This is a genomic window from Acinetobacter sp. YH12208 (assembly GCF_013418055.1).
Classification (GTDB): domain Bacteria; phylum Pseudomonadota; class Gammaproteobacteria; order Pseudomonadales; family Moraxellaceae; genus Acinetobacter; species Acinetobacter pseudolwoffii.
On the sequence record NZ_VPCT01000012.1, the window covers coordinates 59,802 to 75,924 of the forward strand.

At 44.4% G+C, this 16,123-nt stretch carries 15 protein-coding genes and 1 pseudogene; 9 read left to right on the forward strand and 7 right to left on the reverse strand.

Going from position 1 to position 16,123, the window contains the following annotated elements:
* Window positions 1-174: 174 nt before the first annotated feature.
* From dut to FTU95_RS11565, 3 genes are all read right to left on the reverse strand, one after another.
* Window positions 175-627, reverse strand: a complete 453-nt coding sequence (gene dut / locus FTU95_RS11555; RefSeq protein ID WP_005172331.1) for a dUTP diphosphatase — start codon at window positions 625-627, stop codon at window positions 175-177.
* 47 nt (window positions 628-674) lie between these two features.
* Window positions 675-2,714 (reverse strand): UvrD-helicase domain-containing protein, encoded by a 2,040-nt coding sequence (locus FTU95_RS11560; protein WP_005096042.1) that lies wholly within the window; start codon window positions 2,712-2,714, stop codon window positions 675-677.
* Between the two features lie 137 nt (window positions 2,715-2,851).
* Window positions 2,852-3,505 (reverse strand): OmpA family protein, encoded by a 654-nt coding sequence (locus tag FTU95_RS11565; RefSeq protein WP_005096041.1) that lies wholly within the window; start codon window positions 3,503-3,505, stop codon window positions 2,852-2,854.
* A gap of 253 nt (window positions 3,506-3,758) precedes the next feature.
* Here FTU95_RS11565 and FTU95_RS11570 point away from each other — a divergent pair, with 253 nt between their 5' ends.
* From FTU95_RS11570 to FTU95_RS11595, 6 genes are all read left to right on the forward strand, one after another.
* Window positions 3,759-4,685 (forward strand): acyltransferase, encoded by a 927-nt coding sequence (locus FTU95_RS11570; RefSeq protein WP_005172334.1) that lies wholly within the window; start codon window positions 3,759-3,761, stop codon window positions 4,683-4,685.
* Between the two features lie 18 nt (window positions 4,686-4,703).
* A complete protein-coding gene (locus FTU95_RS11575) occupies window positions 4,704-5,768 on the forward strand; it encodes a hypothetical protein (protein ID WP_005172337.1) in 1,065 nt (354 codons plus the stop codon).
* A gap of 159 nt (window positions 5,769-5,927) precedes the next feature.
* Window positions 5,928-6,638, forward strand: coding sequence for a septum site-determining protein MinC (minC, locus tag FTU95_RS11580; RefSeq protein WP_180078570.1), 711 nt, complete (start codon window positions 5,928-5,930; stop codon window positions 6,636-6,638).
* Between the two features lie 66 nt (window positions 6,639-6,704).
* The gene (gene minD / locus FTU95_RS11585; RefSeq protein WP_005096033.1) at window positions 6,705-7,517 is read left to right on the forward strand and encodes a septum site-determining protein MinD; all 813 of its coding nucleotides are present in this window, start codon (window positions 6,705-6,707) and stop codon (window positions 7,515-7,517) included.
* A 2-nt stretch (window positions 7,518-7,519) separates the two neighbouring features.
* A complete protein-coding gene (minE, locus tag FTU95_RS11590; RefSeq protein WP_005096032.1) occupies window positions 7,520-7,792 on the forward strand; it encodes a cell division topological specificity factor MinE in 273 nt (90 codons plus the stop codon).
* A 272-nt stretch (window positions 7,793-8,064) separates the two neighbouring features.
* The gene (locus FTU95_RS11595; protein ID WP_180078572.1) at window positions 8,065-8,352 is read left to right on the forward strand and encodes a PA4642 family protein; all 288 of its coding nucleotides are present in this window, start codon (window positions 8,065-8,067) and stop codon (window positions 8,350-8,352) included.
* 64 nt (window positions 8,353-8,416) lie between these two features.
* Here the strand turns inward: FTU95_RS11595 and FTU95_RS11600 are convergent, their stop codons facing one another.
* Entirely contained in the window at window positions 8,417-11,470 is a 3,054-nt protein-coding gene (locus tag FTU95_RS11600) for a DNA translocase FtsK (protein ID WP_180078574.1), read from the reverse strand.
* A gap of 250 nt (window positions 11,471-11,720) precedes the next feature.
* Here FTU95_RS11600 and trxB point away from each other — a divergent pair, with 250 nt between their 5' ends.
* The 3 genes from trxB (at window position 11,721) to FTU95_RS11615 (ending at window position 14,344) form a co-directional block, all read left to right on the forward strand.
* Entirely contained in the window at window positions 11,721-12,683 is a 963-nt protein-coding gene (gene trxB, locus FTU95_RS11605) for a thioredoxin-disulfide reductase (RefSeq protein ID WP_005172342.1), read from the forward strand.
* A gap of 92 nt (window positions 12,684-12,775) precedes the next feature.
* Window positions 12,776-13,507, forward strand: coding sequence for a leucyl/phenylalanyl-tRNA--protein transferase (gene aat / locus FTU95_RS11610; protein WP_180040283.1), 732 nt, complete (start codon window positions 12,776-12,778; stop codon window positions 13,505-13,507).
* Between the two features lie 21 nt (window positions 13,508-13,528).
* Window positions 13,529-14,344 carry an arginyltransferase gene (locus FTU95_RS11615; RefSeq protein WP_180078576.1) on the forward strand — a complete coding sequence of 272 codons (816 nt, stop codon included), beginning with the start codon at window positions 13,529-13,531 and terminating at the stop codon, window positions 14,342-14,344.
* 12 nt (window positions 14,345-14,356) lie between these two features.
* Here the strand turns inward: FTU95_RS11615 and rimI are convergent, their stop codons facing one another.
* From rimI to FTU95_RS11630, 3 genes and pseudogenes are all read right to left on the reverse strand, one after another.
* Window positions 14,357-14,815: a ribosomal protein S18-alanine N-acetyltransferase gene (gene rimI / locus FTU95_RS11620; protein ID WP_180000119.1), complete on the reverse strand. Its 459-nt coding sequence runs from the start codon at window positions 14,813-14,815 to the stop codon at window positions 14,357-14,359.
* Between the two features lie 102 nt (window positions 14,816-14,917).
* Window positions 14,918-15,802, reverse strand: a complete 885-nt coding sequence (locus FTU95_RS11625; protein ID WP_180078578.1) for a metal-dependent hydrolase — start codon at window positions 15,800-15,802, stop codon at window positions 14,918-14,920.
* Between the two features lie 196 nt (window positions 15,803-15,998).
* Window positions 15,999-16,123 (reverse strand): annotated as a pseudogene (locus FTU95_RS11630) (elongation factor Tu); the annotation flags it as partial.

A 16,123-nucleotide genomic window follows, 5' to 3' on the forward strand; every position in this document is an offset into this window, starting at 1 on the left:
CCCCGGCTAAAATTAAAATAAAGATATAAATTTCAATTTTGAATAACTCTATTTATATAGAAAATAAATTTTTATTTTTAACTCCATTTTAAGCGTCACATTATGTTTAGGATTTACTTTGTTGTATTTAAGAAATGACCTACATCCATTCATTGTTTGCAGGTCATCTTCTCTTTAGTTTTTACCGGTATGGCCAAAGCCACCAGCACCACGCTCAGTGGCTTCAAATTCACTGACCAGATCAAATTCAGCTTGTACTACCGGCACCAGCACATATTGCGCCAAACGTTCACCCGGCTCCAGACTGAAAGCAGTCTGACTCCGGTTCCAGACCGATACCATCAATTCACCCTGATAATCTGAATCGATAAGACCTACCAGATTACCCAGCACAATCCCGTGCTTATGACCTAAACCTGAACGTGGCAAGATCAAACCTGCAAAAGCAGGATCTTCGATATAAATCGCCAAGCCTGTTTTCACTAAAACGGTTTGACCCGGTTCAATCACTGTCGTTTCATGGACGCAGGCACGCAAGTCCAATCCTGCTGAACCTGTCGTGGCATAAGTCGGTAATGGCCATTCCTGACCGAGACGCGAGTCAAGGACTTTCACCTGAACTTTCATGTGTTCATTCCTGTTGTTGCATTTAAAATATGTATAAGCGTTGAACTTTATCGTTTGATAAGATTGCGCAAATTATCCAGATAATGCTGCGCCTGTAATTTCGGATCGATATTACCGGCCAGCTTTTTCTTGCGACCTAACCATTCCAGTTCATCTTCTGGTAATTCATCCAGAAAACGGCTTGGAGTCATTTGCTTCATCTGTCCGCCGGCCTTGCGCTGTTCGGCCAAGGTAATGGTCAGACCCTGACGTGCACGGGTAATCCCGACATACATCAGGCGACGTTCCTCTTCAACCGTCTCTGCAGCAATCGAGTTTTTATGCGGCAGAATTTCTTCTTCCAGCCCAATCAGATAGACATATGGGAACTCAAGCCCTTTAGAAGCATGTAAGGTTAACAAGTTGACTTTGTCAGTATCTTCTTCTTCCTGTTGCTGCTCCAGCATATCCAGCAGCACCATTTTACGAATCACGCTTTCAATATTTTTTTCATCGACATCTTCAGCGCGGTTAATCAGGCTTTGGATGCTGCTGTAAAGCACTTCAATATTGTCGAGCTTGGTTTTTTCCTGTGCCGGCGTGGCTGCAGTTTCCTTGATGTAATCGATATAACCGGCTTCAATCATCATCTGACGGATGATCGGTACGGGTTCATCATCATCAAGTAAATTGCGAGTAAAGCCCTCAATGAAGTCGGCAAACTCTGCCAACTGTGTGGTGGCCTTTTTCGGAATCGCCATGGTCAAACGCTGATCCGCTGCCGCAGCCAGCAGTGACAGGTTATTTTCCTGAGCAAAGAGACCCAGTTTTTCCAGTGTCACCGGCCCAATGGCACGTTTTGGCGTATTGATAATCCGTAGGAAAGCGCTGTCATCTTCAGGGTTAATGATCAGGCGTAAATAACTCATCATGTCCTTAATTTCGGCACGCGCGAAGAAAGATTGACCGCCAGACAATTTATACGGAATCTGCATCTGACGGAGATGGGTTTCTAAAATACGCGCCTGAAAATTGCCGCGGTATAATACCGCATAATCTTTCCAGCTTTTCCCATTCATCAATTTATGCGTGATCAGGTCTTTGACCACGCGTTCTGCTTCATCATCATCATTACGGCAAGTAATCACCCGGATCACTTCACCATGGCCTTTGTCTGACCAGAGTTTTTTATCGAAAATATGCGGGTTATTGCCAATCACGGTGTTAGCTGCTTTAAGAATACGACTGGTCGAACGATAGTTCTGTTCCAGTTTAATCACTTTTAAATTCGGGAAATCTTGTTGCAGCAAGGCCATATTTTCCGGTTTGGCGCCACGCCAAGCATAGATGGACTGGTCATCGTCGCCTACGGCGGTGAACTGCCCCATTACGCCAACCAGCAATTTCACCAGAATATACTGTGCAGTGTTGGTGTCCTGATATTCATCGACCAGCAAATAACGCACCCGGTTTTGCCATTTATCCCGTACTTCGGCATTTTCCTGTAGCAGACGTGTCGGCATCACGATCAGGTCATCAAAATCTACGGCATTATAGGCACGCAGATTACGTTCATAAAGCTGATATAAATGCGCAAACTGGACATCTTCGGCAGTTTCACAAGTGGTATGCGCCTGCTCGGGTGGAATCAGATCATTTTTCCAGTCCGAGATCATTTTCATGGCTTTGGCAATCAGTTCTTTGCTTTCTGCACCGGATAAATTGTCACGATGCATCAAATCCATCAGAATACGTTTGCAGTCGTCAGCATCCAGAATCGAAAAATTATTTTTAAGGGGGGTATGTTTCAGCTCCAGACGCAGCATATTCAGGCCAAAGGTATGGAAAGTCGAAACTGAAACGCCTTTACTTTCTTCACGGGTTAACAATTTGCTGACACGCTCTTTCATCTCACGTGCCGCTTTGTTGGTAAAGGTCATTGCAGTAATACGATGCGCAGGAATCCCGCAATGCTTGACAAGATATGCGATTTTTCGCGTGATCACTGAAGTCTTGCCTGAACCCGCTCCTGCAAGTACTAACAAGGGTCCTTGAGTGTATTTCATGGCTTCAAGTTGCTTGTCATTTAACTGACTGGCGAGTGACATATGGCTTCCTCTTCTAGATTCGGCTCCGATTATAGTCATCTCTGCCTCAGTTGCCTAATTTAAAATACGATTAATCAGGTCAATGTTCAGATATAAAAAAACCACCCGAAGGTGGTTTTTTTATATGCGTTTAAAGATTATTGAACAGCATATACCGCGATTTCTACACGACGGTTTTGTTCTTTACCCGCCGCAGTTGTATTGTCTGCGATCGGGTTGGCTGAACCTAAACCTTGAGCATTAATACGTGTACGTGAAACACCTTGACCTGATAAATAAGTTGCTACAGAGTTAGCACGTGCTTGAGACAACGGGATGTTGATTGAGTCATTACCGGTACTGTCTGTATAGCCAGTGACCAAAATACCGCTGTTGTTATCTTCGGTTAATACTTGAGCCACTTTATTCAAAGTGCCATAGAAGTTTGGTTTGATGTTCGATTTGTTGGTATCAAATGTAATGCTACCTGGCATTACAAGGTTAATCGAACCATCTGCATTACGGTTAACATCTACGCCAGTTCCGGCTGTTGCTTGACGTAATTTTTTCTCTTTGTTATCAAGATAAACACCTGCTGCACCACCAACAACAGCACCAATCGCTGCTGCACGGTTGTTTTGACGGCTGGTATTCGCATTACTCTTAGAAACACCGTAACCTGCTGCAGCACCAATTAAAGTACCTAAAGCAGCTTTATCATATTCCACACCACCGAGGTTATTACCAGTTGATTGACAACCTGTAAGTGCTACGGCCCCTGCTACAGCTGCTGAAATTACTAGTGCACGCATCGCATGACTCCTTATTGTATGCTTTGTTGTATAAGCGAAATAATGATTTAAATTGAACGGGATAACCATTGAATTTTTGTTAATAATAAATCGTTTCGCAATATTTTGTAATGTTTATATGTAACTAAAACAATGGACTTCATCACAATATCTTCATAGTTAGGCCTTTAGGCTTTTTTATTTGCCTCACTCTCATTATATTATTCAAAATATGAAAAAATTTAAGCGATTAATCTCTGGGGACTGTTTTGATATGTCATCGAATAGCAATAAACAAGCAACTTTAAAAAAACTTACACGTGGCTTGGCTGTCACCTCAGTGATGACAGGCAGTACTTTTTTTCATGGCCCTCCGGTTCTGGCGCTGGGTTTTACCAAGTTTTTTAAAAAATCTGCAAAAGTTGATGAAACCAATATCAAGATTACCAACAGCTGGTTAGGCGTCAATAACTGGCTGATTGACAATGTGCTCAACAATACCGAATGGCAAATAACAGTAGATGAATCACTTGATTTAAATATGCAGGGCCGTTATTTGATGACCTGTAATCATCAAAGCTGGGTCGATACCACCGTCAATCAGTACTTCGGCTTGACCCGTATGCCGCTGACGCGTTTTTTTACAAAATGGGAACTTATTTTTATTCCTTTTGTCGGTCAAGCCTTTAAAATCTTAGGTTTTCCGATGATGAAACGGCATAGCAAGGAACAGATTGCTAAAAATCCTGCGCTAAAATACCGCGATATGGAAGAAGCACGTAAATCCTGTGAGCAGCTGATCAGTCAGCCCTTTACCCTGTTAAATTATCTGGAAGGCACGCGTTTTACCCAAGACAAACATGATCAGCAGCAGTCTCCTTACAAATACTTACTTAAACCTAAGGCCGGTGGTCTGGCTTTGGCGCTGAGTATTCTCGGCGATAAAATTGATGCGCTGGTCGATATGACCATCGTTTATCCGGACGGTATTCCGGGTTATGGTGAATTTTGGTTAGGTGAAGTGCCACGAATTGCGGTAAATTTAAGAAAAATTGAGATTCCTGACTGGGTACTCGGCGGCAATTATGAAGATGATGCTGAATACCGTGCACGTTTCCAGAAATGGATTGATCAAATCTGGACTGAAAAAGATCAACTAATAGCGCAAATGCAGCAGAACTTTGACCAAAGCGCTGTCTGATTTTTTGCCTGAGTAACTATGAAGAACGACAACCCCGACATCACCTCTAGCTCATTTAAGTTTATTCGTAAAGGCACCTGGGGCTGGAAAGTTGCGCTGATTTACGACATTTTTATGATGGTCTTAATCATCATTAATCTATTTTGTCTCAGTGCCAACGCCATTTTAATGAGCGATTTTGGTCAATGGTTGTTTGACTTCATTCGTTTACCGGAAATCTTGCAGTTTTATAAAAGTGATTTACGCCCTTGGGTCGTCATTACTGAGGGCTGGTTTACCACCTTCCTGATCTGTGAATTACTGGCACGTTGGGGCATTGCCATTGTTCAGCGCCATCATCGGCGCTGGTGGTTTTTTCCATTCGTACATTGGTATGAAATTCTCTCCATTATTCCACAACTGCGCTTTCTGCGTCTGTTACGTGCGGTCGCGATTGGCTATAACTTGCATAGTCACGGTTATAAAGTCATTCCCGAGCGCTGGTATCGTCAAGGCAATTTTTATTACAACATGCTCATGGAGGAGCTTTCCAGCCGGGTGGTGCTGACTGTACTGGACGGTATTAAGCGTGAACTCAGCACCAGTACATCACATAAAAAATTGATTGATGATTTGGTAGAACATCATCGTAAATTACTGGCAGTTGCCTTGGCAGACATCTTGCAGGAATCTTTGGGTAAAGAGTTGCAGGCACAACGTTCCATGATTGCTAAAAATGTCGGGCAAGTAGTCAATCAAGCCATTGAAGACACCCCGGAACTGACCCAGTTATTGCGATTAATTCCACTTGTCGGTAGCCGGATTGAACAGCAAATTCAAAGTATTGGCCAACGTCTAGGGGAAAATATCACCCAAGGTCTGATTGATCCCTTTACTCATACCGGCCAAAAAGAAAATCCGACTTTTACCCTAATTTCAGATAAAATCAGCCAGATTCAGATTGAACATAATCCACATATTGATAAGTTGGTCGAATCGGCTGTTTTTGAAACACTTGAAGCGATCCAAAAACAGGTGAAAGTCAAACAGTGGCAACAGATTTTAGAAGAACATGAGCAAAATCAGCGCTCAATAGATAGATAACATTTAAAGTGCAGAATCAGATAAAATCATCCGGTTCTGTTGGCATAAAAAAATAACTGAGATCGCTAGAGAATTACGCCAATTTGTTCTAGGATTTGCACTATTTACAACATTGCTTCGACATAAAACCAGCAAGTCAGAAGTATTTAAGGAAGAATTATGGCTGATATACGGATAAAAGGCAGAATGGTCAATGCAATACGCATTAGCTTAGATACCAATGATCATGATGCCATCCGCCAGCAACTTAGCCCAAAATTACAAGCTGCATTCCCATCTGGCACTTTGGTCGTCATTGAAAGTTCAGTTGAACAGGAACTGATTGCCCTGATTCAGCTGTTAATCGACTTAGATGTACAGCCAATGGCCGTGACTGAGGGTTTACTGGGTGATCAGGCGCGTTCCATTCAGTTCCCGGTTCTGCCACCCGATCGCCAGTTAGAAGAAGTGAAAGCCACGAAAGAACAGGTGGTAGAAGTTAAGCCAGAAGCAGCGACAAGTGATGATCAGGCAGCTGCTGCCCCGATCGTTGCGCATGTGACCTCATATCATGATGAAATTCTGCGGACGGGCCAATGTATTGTGCAGCATAATGGCGACATTATTATCAATGCCGGCATCAACAGTGGTTCAGAACTGATTGCTTCAGGCAATATCCATGTGTATGGCAGCGCACGTGGTCGTGTCATTGCAGGTGTCGGGGGGAATACGGCAGCTCGTATTTTCTGTCACAGCCTTGAAGCAGAACTGATCTCGATTGCGGGAACCTATTGCGTAGCGGATGATATTCCCCCGCATGTCGCTAAGAAATCAGTGCATATTTACTTGAATGATCAACAAGAGCTTGTATTTGAAGCTCTACAATTTTAATGTATAAATAAATACCAAAAACCCCATTTTAAACAGGGGATTTGAACCATAACAGGAGTGGATTCGGTGGCGAAAATTGTTGTCGTAACGTCAGGCAAAGGTGGTGTAGGTAAAACTACAACAAGTGCATCTTTTGCAACAGGTTTAGCCCTACGCGGTCACAAAACTGTTGTGATCGATTTCGATGTAGGTTTACGTAACCTTGATTTGATTATGGGCTGTGAACGCCGTGTAGTTTATGATTTTGTGAATGTTTTAAATAACGAAGCACGATTACAGCAAGCACTGATTCGCGATAAAGATATTGAAAATTTATATATTTTACCTGCATCACAAACACGTGATAAAGATGCCTTAACAGATGAAGGTGTTGCTCGTGTAATGGATGAACTTTCGCAGGAATTTGATTACATTATCTGTGATTCACCTGCCGGTATTGAACGTGGTGCTATTTTGGCCATGTACCATGCTGATGAAGCCATCATTGTCACCAATCCTGAGATTTCATCAGTACGTGACTCTGACCGTATCATTGGCATGCTTGACAGTAAAACTAAAAAAGTAGAACAAAACGAAGGTCGCATTCGTAAGCATCTGTGTATTACCCGTTTCAACCCGGAACGTGCCGATAAACAGGAAATGCTGACGATTGACGATATTTCTAAAGATATTTTACGTGTACCGACCTTGGGCGTTATTCCTGAGTGTCCAAGTGTTTTACAGGCATCGAACGAAGGTAAGCCGGTGATTCTTTTTACTGAGGCTGCAGCAGGTCAGGCTTATGATGACCTCGTGGCACGTTTCCTTGGCGAAGAACGTCCTTACCGTCATATCGAGGTAAAACCTAAGGGCTGGTTAGCACGACTATTTGGAGCGTAGACATGGCAGGATTCTGGAGTAAACTTTTTAGTGGCGAGGATAAACCATCAAGCGCACGGACTGCTAAAGACCGTTTGAAGGTTATCGTTGCTTCCGAACAAGGCTTGGGTCGTCGCTTGAGCCAGGACAAAATTGATCAGATGAAGACAGAAATCATGCAAGTGGTCAATCGCTATGTACGTGGTGTCGATGAGCAGCATATTCAAATGTCGGTACGTTCTGAAGCCAATATTGAAATGCTTGAGATGAATATCAATTTACCTGAAGAACGATAATCTGATTTTTGATTGGTCAAGCAAATTGATTCAAGGCAAAATATGAGGCCGGATTAGTAAAGCACGGCTTTACCCGGCCGCAAGTCGAGAAGCTAGGCTTTGAGTGGACTGGATCAGTAAATTAAAGCACGGCTTTTAAGGATTTACTCAATCCCAAGACTAGAAACAATGTTTCTAGTCGACAGAGTCAGCTCAAAAGACACTGTCTCTTGCTCATACAAATTTTGCCTTTTTTCATGCCGAAAAAACTACATTAGATTAAGGAAATTGCGATGGCATTATCTCAACCAGCGACCTTTAACGAAGAATGGTCAGATGAGCGTGTATTTGCCTACCTGAATCAGCTTCCTCCTGCAGGTGTAAATGCTGACTTTCATGTGCTTTATCATGCTTTCAAGCATATGCGTCCATTTGATTATGAACGCCTGTTGACGAAATTTGTCGCTGATGGCCGTGATGTCAATGCAACCAATCCTGAAGGGCAACGCATTCATGACGTGATTGCCACCTTCCCGCGTCAAAGTGCCGAGTTCTTGGCGGTATTGGCGATGTTTGCCTGATTTTAGCTACCGTATTAAAAAAGCCTGCAATTGCAGGCTTTTTTATGGTTCAGCATAGAGAAACTTAAACCAGAATCTCGCGTTTACCATTGGCACCCATGCCACTGACAATACCGTTCTCTTCCATCTGGTCAATGATCCGCGCAGCACGGTTATACCCCAGACTAAATTTACGCTGTAGCGAAGACGTTGAAGCCTTACGGGTTTCGAGTACAAATGCTACGCACTGATCATACAGTGCATCTCGATCTGGGCCACCCTCTCCACCCTCTTCAAAACCGCGACTTGATGGTTCCTCATCATACGGCGTCAGGATTTCATCGACATAATTGGGCGCACCACGTTCACGCCATGCATCACAAATCCGGTTCACTTCATCATCGGCAATAAAGGCGCCATGCACACGCTCAGGCTCAATTTTACCAGGCCCTAGGAAGAGCATATCACCATGACCGAGCAAGTCTTCTGCACCGCCTGCATCCAGAATAGTACGTGAGTCAATTTTTGAGTTGACACGCAGTGCCACACGGGTCGGAATATTGGCTTTGATTAAACCGGTGATCACATCCACCGATGGACGCTGAGTGGCAAGCAGCAAGTGAATACCGGCCGCACGGGATTTTTGTGCCAGACGCGTAATCATTTCTTCAGCTTTTTTACCGACCTGCATGATCATGTCAGCAAATTCATCCGCGACAATCACAATCGAAGGCAACGGCGTTAAACGCGGTGCACGCTCACCCACCACTGAATCACTGGCCTTCCAGGTTGGATCGATCAGGTCTTCACCATTGGCAATCGCTTCTTCGACCTTGCGGTTATAGTCACTGAGTTTACGAATTTTCAGGAAAGACATCAGTTTATAGCGACGTTCCATTTCATTGACACACCAATTTAATGCGTTGACTGCATCTTTCATATCGGTGACGACAGGCGTCAATAAATGTGGAATATCATTATAGTTGGCCAGTTCCAGCTGCTTTGGATCGATCAGAATCAAACGCAACTGTTCAGGGCTGTATTTGAGCAACATCGATAGAATCATCGAGTTGACTGCCACCGATTTACCTGAACCCGTGGTACCCGCCACCAGCATATGCGGTGCCTTGCCCAAGTCAGCAATTACCGGATTACCGGAAATATCCTTACCCATTGCCATGGAAAGAATACTGTTCGGATCAGTGAAGGCTGGAATGGTCAGAAGCTCGATCAAACGTACCATTTCACGGCTGCTGTTCGGCACTTCAATCCCGATATACGGTTTACCGGGAATCACTTCAACCACACGTACCGATGCCATCGACATCGAGCGTGCCAAATCTCGGGAAATATTAGTGACTTTAGAGGCCTTCACACCCGGCGCCAGATCCAGTTCAAAACGTGTCACCACTGGGCCCGGCTGTGCTTCAACCACCTTGGCTTTGACATTGAATTCCTGCAGTTTGATTTCAAGCAGTTCAGATAAACGCGACAATTGCTCTTCAGTGAAATTCACTTTTTTATTCGGATCGACTTCATCCAGCAGGTCGAGACCCGGAAGAGGCGATAGATCTTTACGGCGCTCAGCCACCTGCATCGCACGTGACATCGGACGGCCTGAAGCATCAGTTAAAGGTGCATCAAAATCAAACTCGTCTTCATCTTGTGGTTTGCCAGCCGTTTCTTGCCAGGCTTCTACAAATTCTTCTTTAGATAAAGCCTCGCGTACTGCGGCATGAGTTGCAGAAGAATCAGATACCGGTTGTGCTATAACTTGATGCTGAATCGGGGCCTGTACAAAAGCAGAAGATTGCGCATAGCTAGAGGCACGTATAGTTTGTTTTGGCTCATCCTCTTCAATCAGCAAATCACCCAGGTCATCCAGATCGGCTTGCAATGCACTATTTTTGACTACATGTGCTGTTGCGACAGATGCCAGAACCGGCGCCGCGCTTGTAACTTCTTCGGCAAAGCTCTGGGGTTTTGCAGCAGGCGCAGCATTAAATGGACTATGCACATCTGTCGCCGTTTTTCCTTGTGGAACGGCAGCCAGAAGTTCATCAAAGATTTCATCATCATTCCAGTCCAGCCCAGTATGCGTAGCAGGCGCTGTTCTGGCTTGAACATGTTGAGACGGCACAGCTTGAGAAACCGCCAAGTGTGAGGCTGGAGCACTATGCTGCTCTTCTTCGGCAGCTTTAAGTAATGCATCAATATCCTGTTTATGGCGCTGATCTTCACTGGAATGTAAGGCACGCCATACTTCGCCTGTTGCCACGACGCGGTCTGGCTGTTGCGGCACTTGCGGTGCTTGCTTCAATGTCTCGACTGGCTCAGGAGCCTGCTGTACAGCCTCAGGAATATCGTCATGTAACTGTGGCTGCTGCGATTCTTTATCAGCAAAATCATCAAATAAGCGTTCAGCTACCTGATCACGCACTACCGGATCGATGTCTACCAGTTCATGCTCAGGTGCAGGGGTTACTGCGACCATTTTCTTCGCAGCATTCACTGGCTCTTTTTTAACCACAGGCGCAGTCCGGTCAAAATCGGACATACCTTCAGGGATATTGCGATAGAACAGATCCTGTAAATAAGCCGGTGTTGCTTTGAGACTGCTCCAGGTCTTGTTCCACTTCACCCCAAAGGCCAGTGTAAATAACATCACCCAAAATACCAACAGGAAGAATGCAGCACCATATACCGTCAGCAACTGTTCTAAACTCTGGCCTAATTCATAGCCAATAATACCGCCGGAAGAGTTATCCAGCGTATCGGCAGGCACTTGCCAGAATAAAAACAGCAGTGCTGACGTGGTCAATAACAGGAAGAATTGCGCAGCATAGCGGAATGGCCGGTTCAGGAAGCTACGTGGCCACCAGACCTGAACCGCTTCCATAAACAGATAGACAGGAATCAGCAGGCTTGCCCAACCGAGAAAGCCAAACAAAAGGTCTGCAATCCAGGCACCCGCAACCCCACTGGCATTCGAAACGGTCTGCGTATCACTAGAGATATGCATCCATCCCGGATCAAATGGCGTATAGGTCACTGTTGCAAGAAACAGATAAATCCCAAATGAGACTAAAAATAATGTCATTACTAAGCGCTGTGCATAGGCACTCGACACCGCTGTCATATACTGTCCTGTAACCAATTCTTCATGAATATTCTTTTGCTTCAATGCTTGAAAAAAGCGACGCAATAAAAGGCATATTATGCACCTGTTCTGTGAAAAAAGATGCACTATTGTGCAAGCACACTGTGTACTTATTATATATAGCCCAAATCGATTTCAATGATCAATAATATCGACTTTAATCTCACCCCACTGTTATACAGTTTCACGTATAATTCAATAAATTTCTAAATAAAAAAGGATACAGCTGATGAGCGCACGTCACTCACGACTGATTATTTTAGGTTCTGGCCCCGCAGGCTACAGCGCAGCAGTCTATGCAGCGCGTGCAAACCTAAAACCAACCCTCATTGCCGGTTTGCAACTGGGCGGCCAATTGACCACGACCACGGACGTGGATAACTGGCCCGGTGATCCTGAAGGCTTAACCGGTCCAGCATTGATGGAGCGTATGCAGGCGCATGCAGAGCGCTTTGGCACTGAAATCGTGTATGACCATATCAATGAAGTAGATCTAAACCAGCGCCCTTTCGTATTGAAAGGCGATATGGACGAATTTACCTGTGATGCTTTAATCATCTGTACCGGTGCAACAGCCCAATACCTCGGTCTGGAATCTGAAGCTGCCTTTATGGGTCAAGGCGTCAGCGCTTGCGCCACTTGTGATGGTTTCTTCTACAAAAACCAGAAAGTCATGGTTGTGGGTGGTGGTAACACCGCTGTTGAAGAAGCCTTATACTTATCCAATATCGCTTCGCATGTGACTCTGGTTCATCGCCGTGATTCATTACGTTCTGAAAAAATCTTGCAAGATCATTTATTTGCTAAAGAAAAAGAAGGCAAGATCAGCATTATCTGGAACCATCAGGTCGATGAAGTTTTAGGGGATGCACAATCTGGTGTGACCTCAGTACGTATCAAGTCGACCCAGGATGACTCTACTCAAAACGTCGATGTAACGGGTATGTTTGTTGCCATTGGCCATAAGCCAAACAGTTCAATGTTTGACGGTCAGTTGCAGCTGCGCGACGGTTATATTCAGGTGCAAAGTGGTACTGCGGGTAATGCAACCCAAACTTCGGTACCGGGCGTATTTGCTGCGGGCGATATTGCTGACAGCATTTACCGTCAGGCCATTACTTCTGCAGGTTCAGGCTGTATGGCTGCACTCGATGCAGAAAAATATCTTGATGCGATGGGCAAACTAGACTAAGCAGCAAGAATAAAAATGCCGTCCATTATGGGCGGCTTTTTTATTGCTAGAATTAGCTTATGATTCATCTATAGTTTTATTTCAGGTTTGCCATGCATCTACTTCCTCCCTCACAATTTATCTTTCCTGACCCGATGCAGGTTGACCCTGAAGGCGAAGGACTGATTTGTATTGGTGCTGACCTCTCCCCTTCCACACTTTTTGAAGCCTATACCCATGGCTTATTTCCCTGGTTTTCTGAGGGAGAACCTATTTGCTGGTGGAGTCCGGAACCGCGCTGCATTATTCGGCCCCATGATTATCATCCAAGTAAATCCCTGATCCGCAATATGAAAAAATGGGATTATCAAATCACGGTCAATCATGCTTTTGAAAGGGTGATTCGTTCCTGCTCACTGCCGCGTGCTTATGCAGAAGAAACCTGGATCAGTGAAGATATTATCGCAGGATACTGCGACATGTTCGATGCCGGATATGGCTATAGTATTGAGATCTGGGATGAAAATCGCATTGTAGGTGGGCTTTATGGTGTGACGATTGGACAGGGTTGTTTTGGTGAGTCCATGTTTAGTACGCAGACCGATGTTTCTAAAATGGCTTTTTATACTTTAATGCTGATTGGGCAGGAAAATAAGCTGCCCTGGATTGACTGCCAGTTGGTCAATGACCATCTTTTAAGCCTCGGCGCCTGTACACTTTCTCGCCAAGACTATCTTAATTCGTTACAAGATGTTGTAAAACAGCCTGCTATCGATTGGAAAAAGTATCAAGAGGGTGTATTTTCAAGTAAAACAATAGCGCAAAACGCGCGACTCAGTGAATGAAAATAACAGAGGGTACTTGTTATGAACTCTTATCAGCCAAAGTCCCTACTGAACGATTTACAGTATTATATTACGCCGCCGCACGATTGCAGCTACTTGCCCAATAAGTCGGCACGTATGGTTTTTCTGGATCCTGCGCATCGCATTGATGTACTGACCCTGTCAGAACTGTCGCGCACCGGTTTCCGGCGCAGTGGCGATTTTGTTTATCGTCCGGAATGTCATCTGTGTCGTCAATGCTTATCTTCACGCGTGCCAGTGGCTGAATTTTCCATGAACAGTTCACAAAAAAAAGCCTGGAAACGCAATCAGGATCTTCGGGTGAAAATTACCAGTCCAGAGCAGGCCGCTGATACGCATTATGCGCTGTATGAACGCTATATCAATGAACGCCACGCAGATGGGGACATGTTCCCCCCGAGTCGCGATCAGTTCGAAAAGTTTTTATTGCAAAGTTGTACGGATAGCTTCTTTTTAGAATTATGGCTGGATGATCGCTTGATCAGTGTTTCCACCTGCGACTTGCTGGATGATGGCATCTCGGCTGTATATACCTTCTTCGATCCGGATGAAAATCGCCGCTCTCTCGGTGCATTTGCAATCTTGAAGCAGATTGAACATGCGCAAAAACTTGGCTTACAATTCATCTACCTCGGTTATTGGGTGCCACATTCCAACAAGATGAATTATAAATCTCAGTATCTGCCGCTAGAACTCTTGATTGATGGCCAATGGCGACGTTTAAACCGTGCGCTGAGTGAGCTGGAGATTCAGCACTTGGGAAACTCATTGATGACGACCTTACCCAGCGGATGGAATCACCAGATTATTAAATAAGGTCGTCAGTTTCTATTTGAACAGGCTAGCAAAGTCATCCGTACATGCCTTGACCATAATGATGGCATGTTCGCGCATTCCGTTTGAACCCGGATAATAATTTTTGCGTAAATCAATCTGATGAAAGCCTGACTTCTCATAAAGCTTGATGGCAGTAATATTAGTTTCGCGCACTTCCAGGAAAATCTGCACCGGATTATTTTTCAGCATGTCGACTGAGGCATCCAATAATTGATAACCCAAGCCCTGACCTTGCTGGGCCGGATCAATTGCCATAAGCAGTAAATTGGCTTCATCCAGCACCGGTTGTAAAATACAAAATCCCAGCACCTGCCCCTGCTGCTCGATCACAGTACTTTGATAAGCAGTCACCGCATCTTCAAACTGTTTTAAAGTCCAGGGATGTGATTGAACAGATTTTTCAATCTTTGCAACGGCTGCTACATCCGCTGCTTGCATTAAACGAATCATCTTCGTTCATCTTATATAGAATTAACTTTCGCATTATAGAAACTTCATCCAAAAAATCGAGTAAAAAAAAGAGCAATTTCAATCGCTCTTTAATTTTCAGTCCTATTCAAGTCCGAGTTTGGCTTTCCAGACTGTTAACAGGCCATGTGTATCATGATCATTTGGATGAAAGCCAGGTTTAAAGTACATTAACATTTCACGACCCATGCCCGTAATTACCCCTTTTGATGGGCTATACGCGTAGGTATATATCGATTTCAGCGATTCCAAATTCAATTGATTGTCCTGCTTGAGTAAACGTGCCAGAAAATAGCTTTGTACAACAGCTAAGGTTGCCATCGAAATGACCAAAGATGAGGTCCGTAGCGCATAGGCTTTTAAACCGTTACCAAAGACAGCTTCAAACACATCATAGGCCACCGCTTTATGTTCATTTTCTTCAATCGCATGCCACATCCACATATTTTTCATGGTTTCATCAGTCATCAGTTCTTGGATATGAGCGTTACTTAACAACTGCGTTGCGATGGTCGCGGTAAAATGTTCCAGTGCTGTGGTTGCAGTCAAATCCACCATTTTTTGGCTAATGCCAACTGGCTTCAGCAGTTTGGCCATGACTTTACGCGTGGTCTGAATCACCTGATCGGTATAATGATCCAGTGTCTCGACATCATGTCCATAGCGCTGTGCGGAGGCATTAAAACCGACATGTTCATGCGTGTGCATAGCTTCTTGACCAATAAAGGCAGAAATTTCTTTTTGCAATTCTGCATTATCTTTGATCGCTGGATGCTGACGCACGGCCCGAACGCTATCGATAAAGAACTTTTCACCTGCCGGAAACAGTGCAGATAAGGCGGTCATAAAATGCGTTAAACCGGCTGATCCATGCATCCAGTATTCCGGGACATGATCAAAATCAAAATTCATACGACGAACAGGAAAGCTTGCACCAGCACGCTCTGAAATTTTTACTTTTACGTTCATTGTAGGCTCCTTTCAAGCACAGCTGCCTGAATCTATTATTCGTTTTATTGAGCCTAGTTTTATTGATTTTTATCGTATAAATAAGTGCAGTTTAGGTCATCGCACTATCAGTTAAGGACACTCATGAGTGATTGTCTGACAAAAATCCAGACAAAAAAAACGCCTCAAAGAGGCGCTTTTTTTACACAATCAGCGATTATGCAGTTACTTTAGCAACTACACCAGCACCCACTGTACGACCACCTTCACGGATCGCAAAACGTAGACCTGGGTCCATTGCGATTGGGTGGATTAGCTCTACTGACATCTCAACGTTGTCAC

What these genes read in the sequence shown, in the direction of transcription:
- minE (WP_005096032.1), top strand. Translation starts at nt 7,520, where the DNA reads ATGGCAGGATTCTGGAGTAAACTTTTTAGTGGCGAGGATAAACCATCA.
- FTU95_RS11570 (WP_005172334.1), top strand. Translation starts at nt 3,759, where the DNA reads ATGTCATCGAATAGCAATAAACAAGCAACTTTAAAAAAACTTACACGT.
- FTU95_RS11575 (WP_005172337.1), top strand. Translation starts at nt 4,704, where the DNA reads ATGAAGAACGACAACCCCGACATCACCTCTAGCTCATTTAAGTTTATT.
- FTU95_RS11560 (WP_005096042.1), bottom strand. Translation starts at nt 2,714, where the DNA reads ATGTCACTCGCCAGTCAGTTAAATGACAAGCAACTTGAAGCCATGAAA.
- FTU95_RS11595 (WP_180078572.1), top strand. Translation starts at nt 8,065, where the DNA reads ATGGCATTATCTCAACCAGCGACCTTTAACGAAGAATGGTCAGATGAG.
- FTU95_RS11615 (WP_180078576.1), top strand. Translation starts at nt 13,529, where the DNA reads ATGAACTCTTATCAGCCAAAGTCCCTACTGAACGATTTACAGTATTAT.
- dut (WP_005172331.1), bottom strand. Translation starts at nt 627, where the DNA reads ATGAAAGTTCAGGTGAAAGTCCTTGACTCGCGTCTCGGTCAGGAATGG.
- FTU95_RS11565 (WP_005096041.1), bottom strand. Translation starts at nt 3,505, where the DNA reads ATGCGTGCACTAGTAATTTCAGCAGCTGTAGCAGGGGCCGTAGCACTT.
- rimI (WP_180000119.1), bottom strand. Translation starts at nt 14,815, where the DNA reads ATGATTCGTTTAATGCAAGCAGCGGATGTAGCAGCCGTTGCAAAGATT.
- FTU95_RS11625 (WP_180078578.1), bottom strand. Translation starts at nt 15,802, where the DNA reads ATGAACGTAAAAGTAAAAATTTCAGAGCGTGCTGGTGCAAGCTTTCCT.
- FTU95_RS11600 (WP_180078574.1), bottom strand. Translation starts at nt 11,470, where the DNA reads ATGACAGCGGTGTCGAGTGCCTATGCACAGCGCTTAGTAATGACATTA.
- trxB (WP_005172342.1), top strand. Translation starts at nt 11,721, where the DNA reads ATGAGCGCACGTCACTCACGACTGATTATTTTAGGTTCTGGCCCCGCA.
- minC (WP_180078570.1), top strand. Translation starts at nt 5,928, where the DNA reads ATGGCTGATATACGGATAAAAGGCAGAATGGTCAATGCAATACGCATT.
- aat (WP_180040283.1), top strand. Translation starts at nt 12,776, where the DNA reads ATGCATCTACTTCCTCCCTCACAATTTATCTTTCCTGACCCGATGCAG.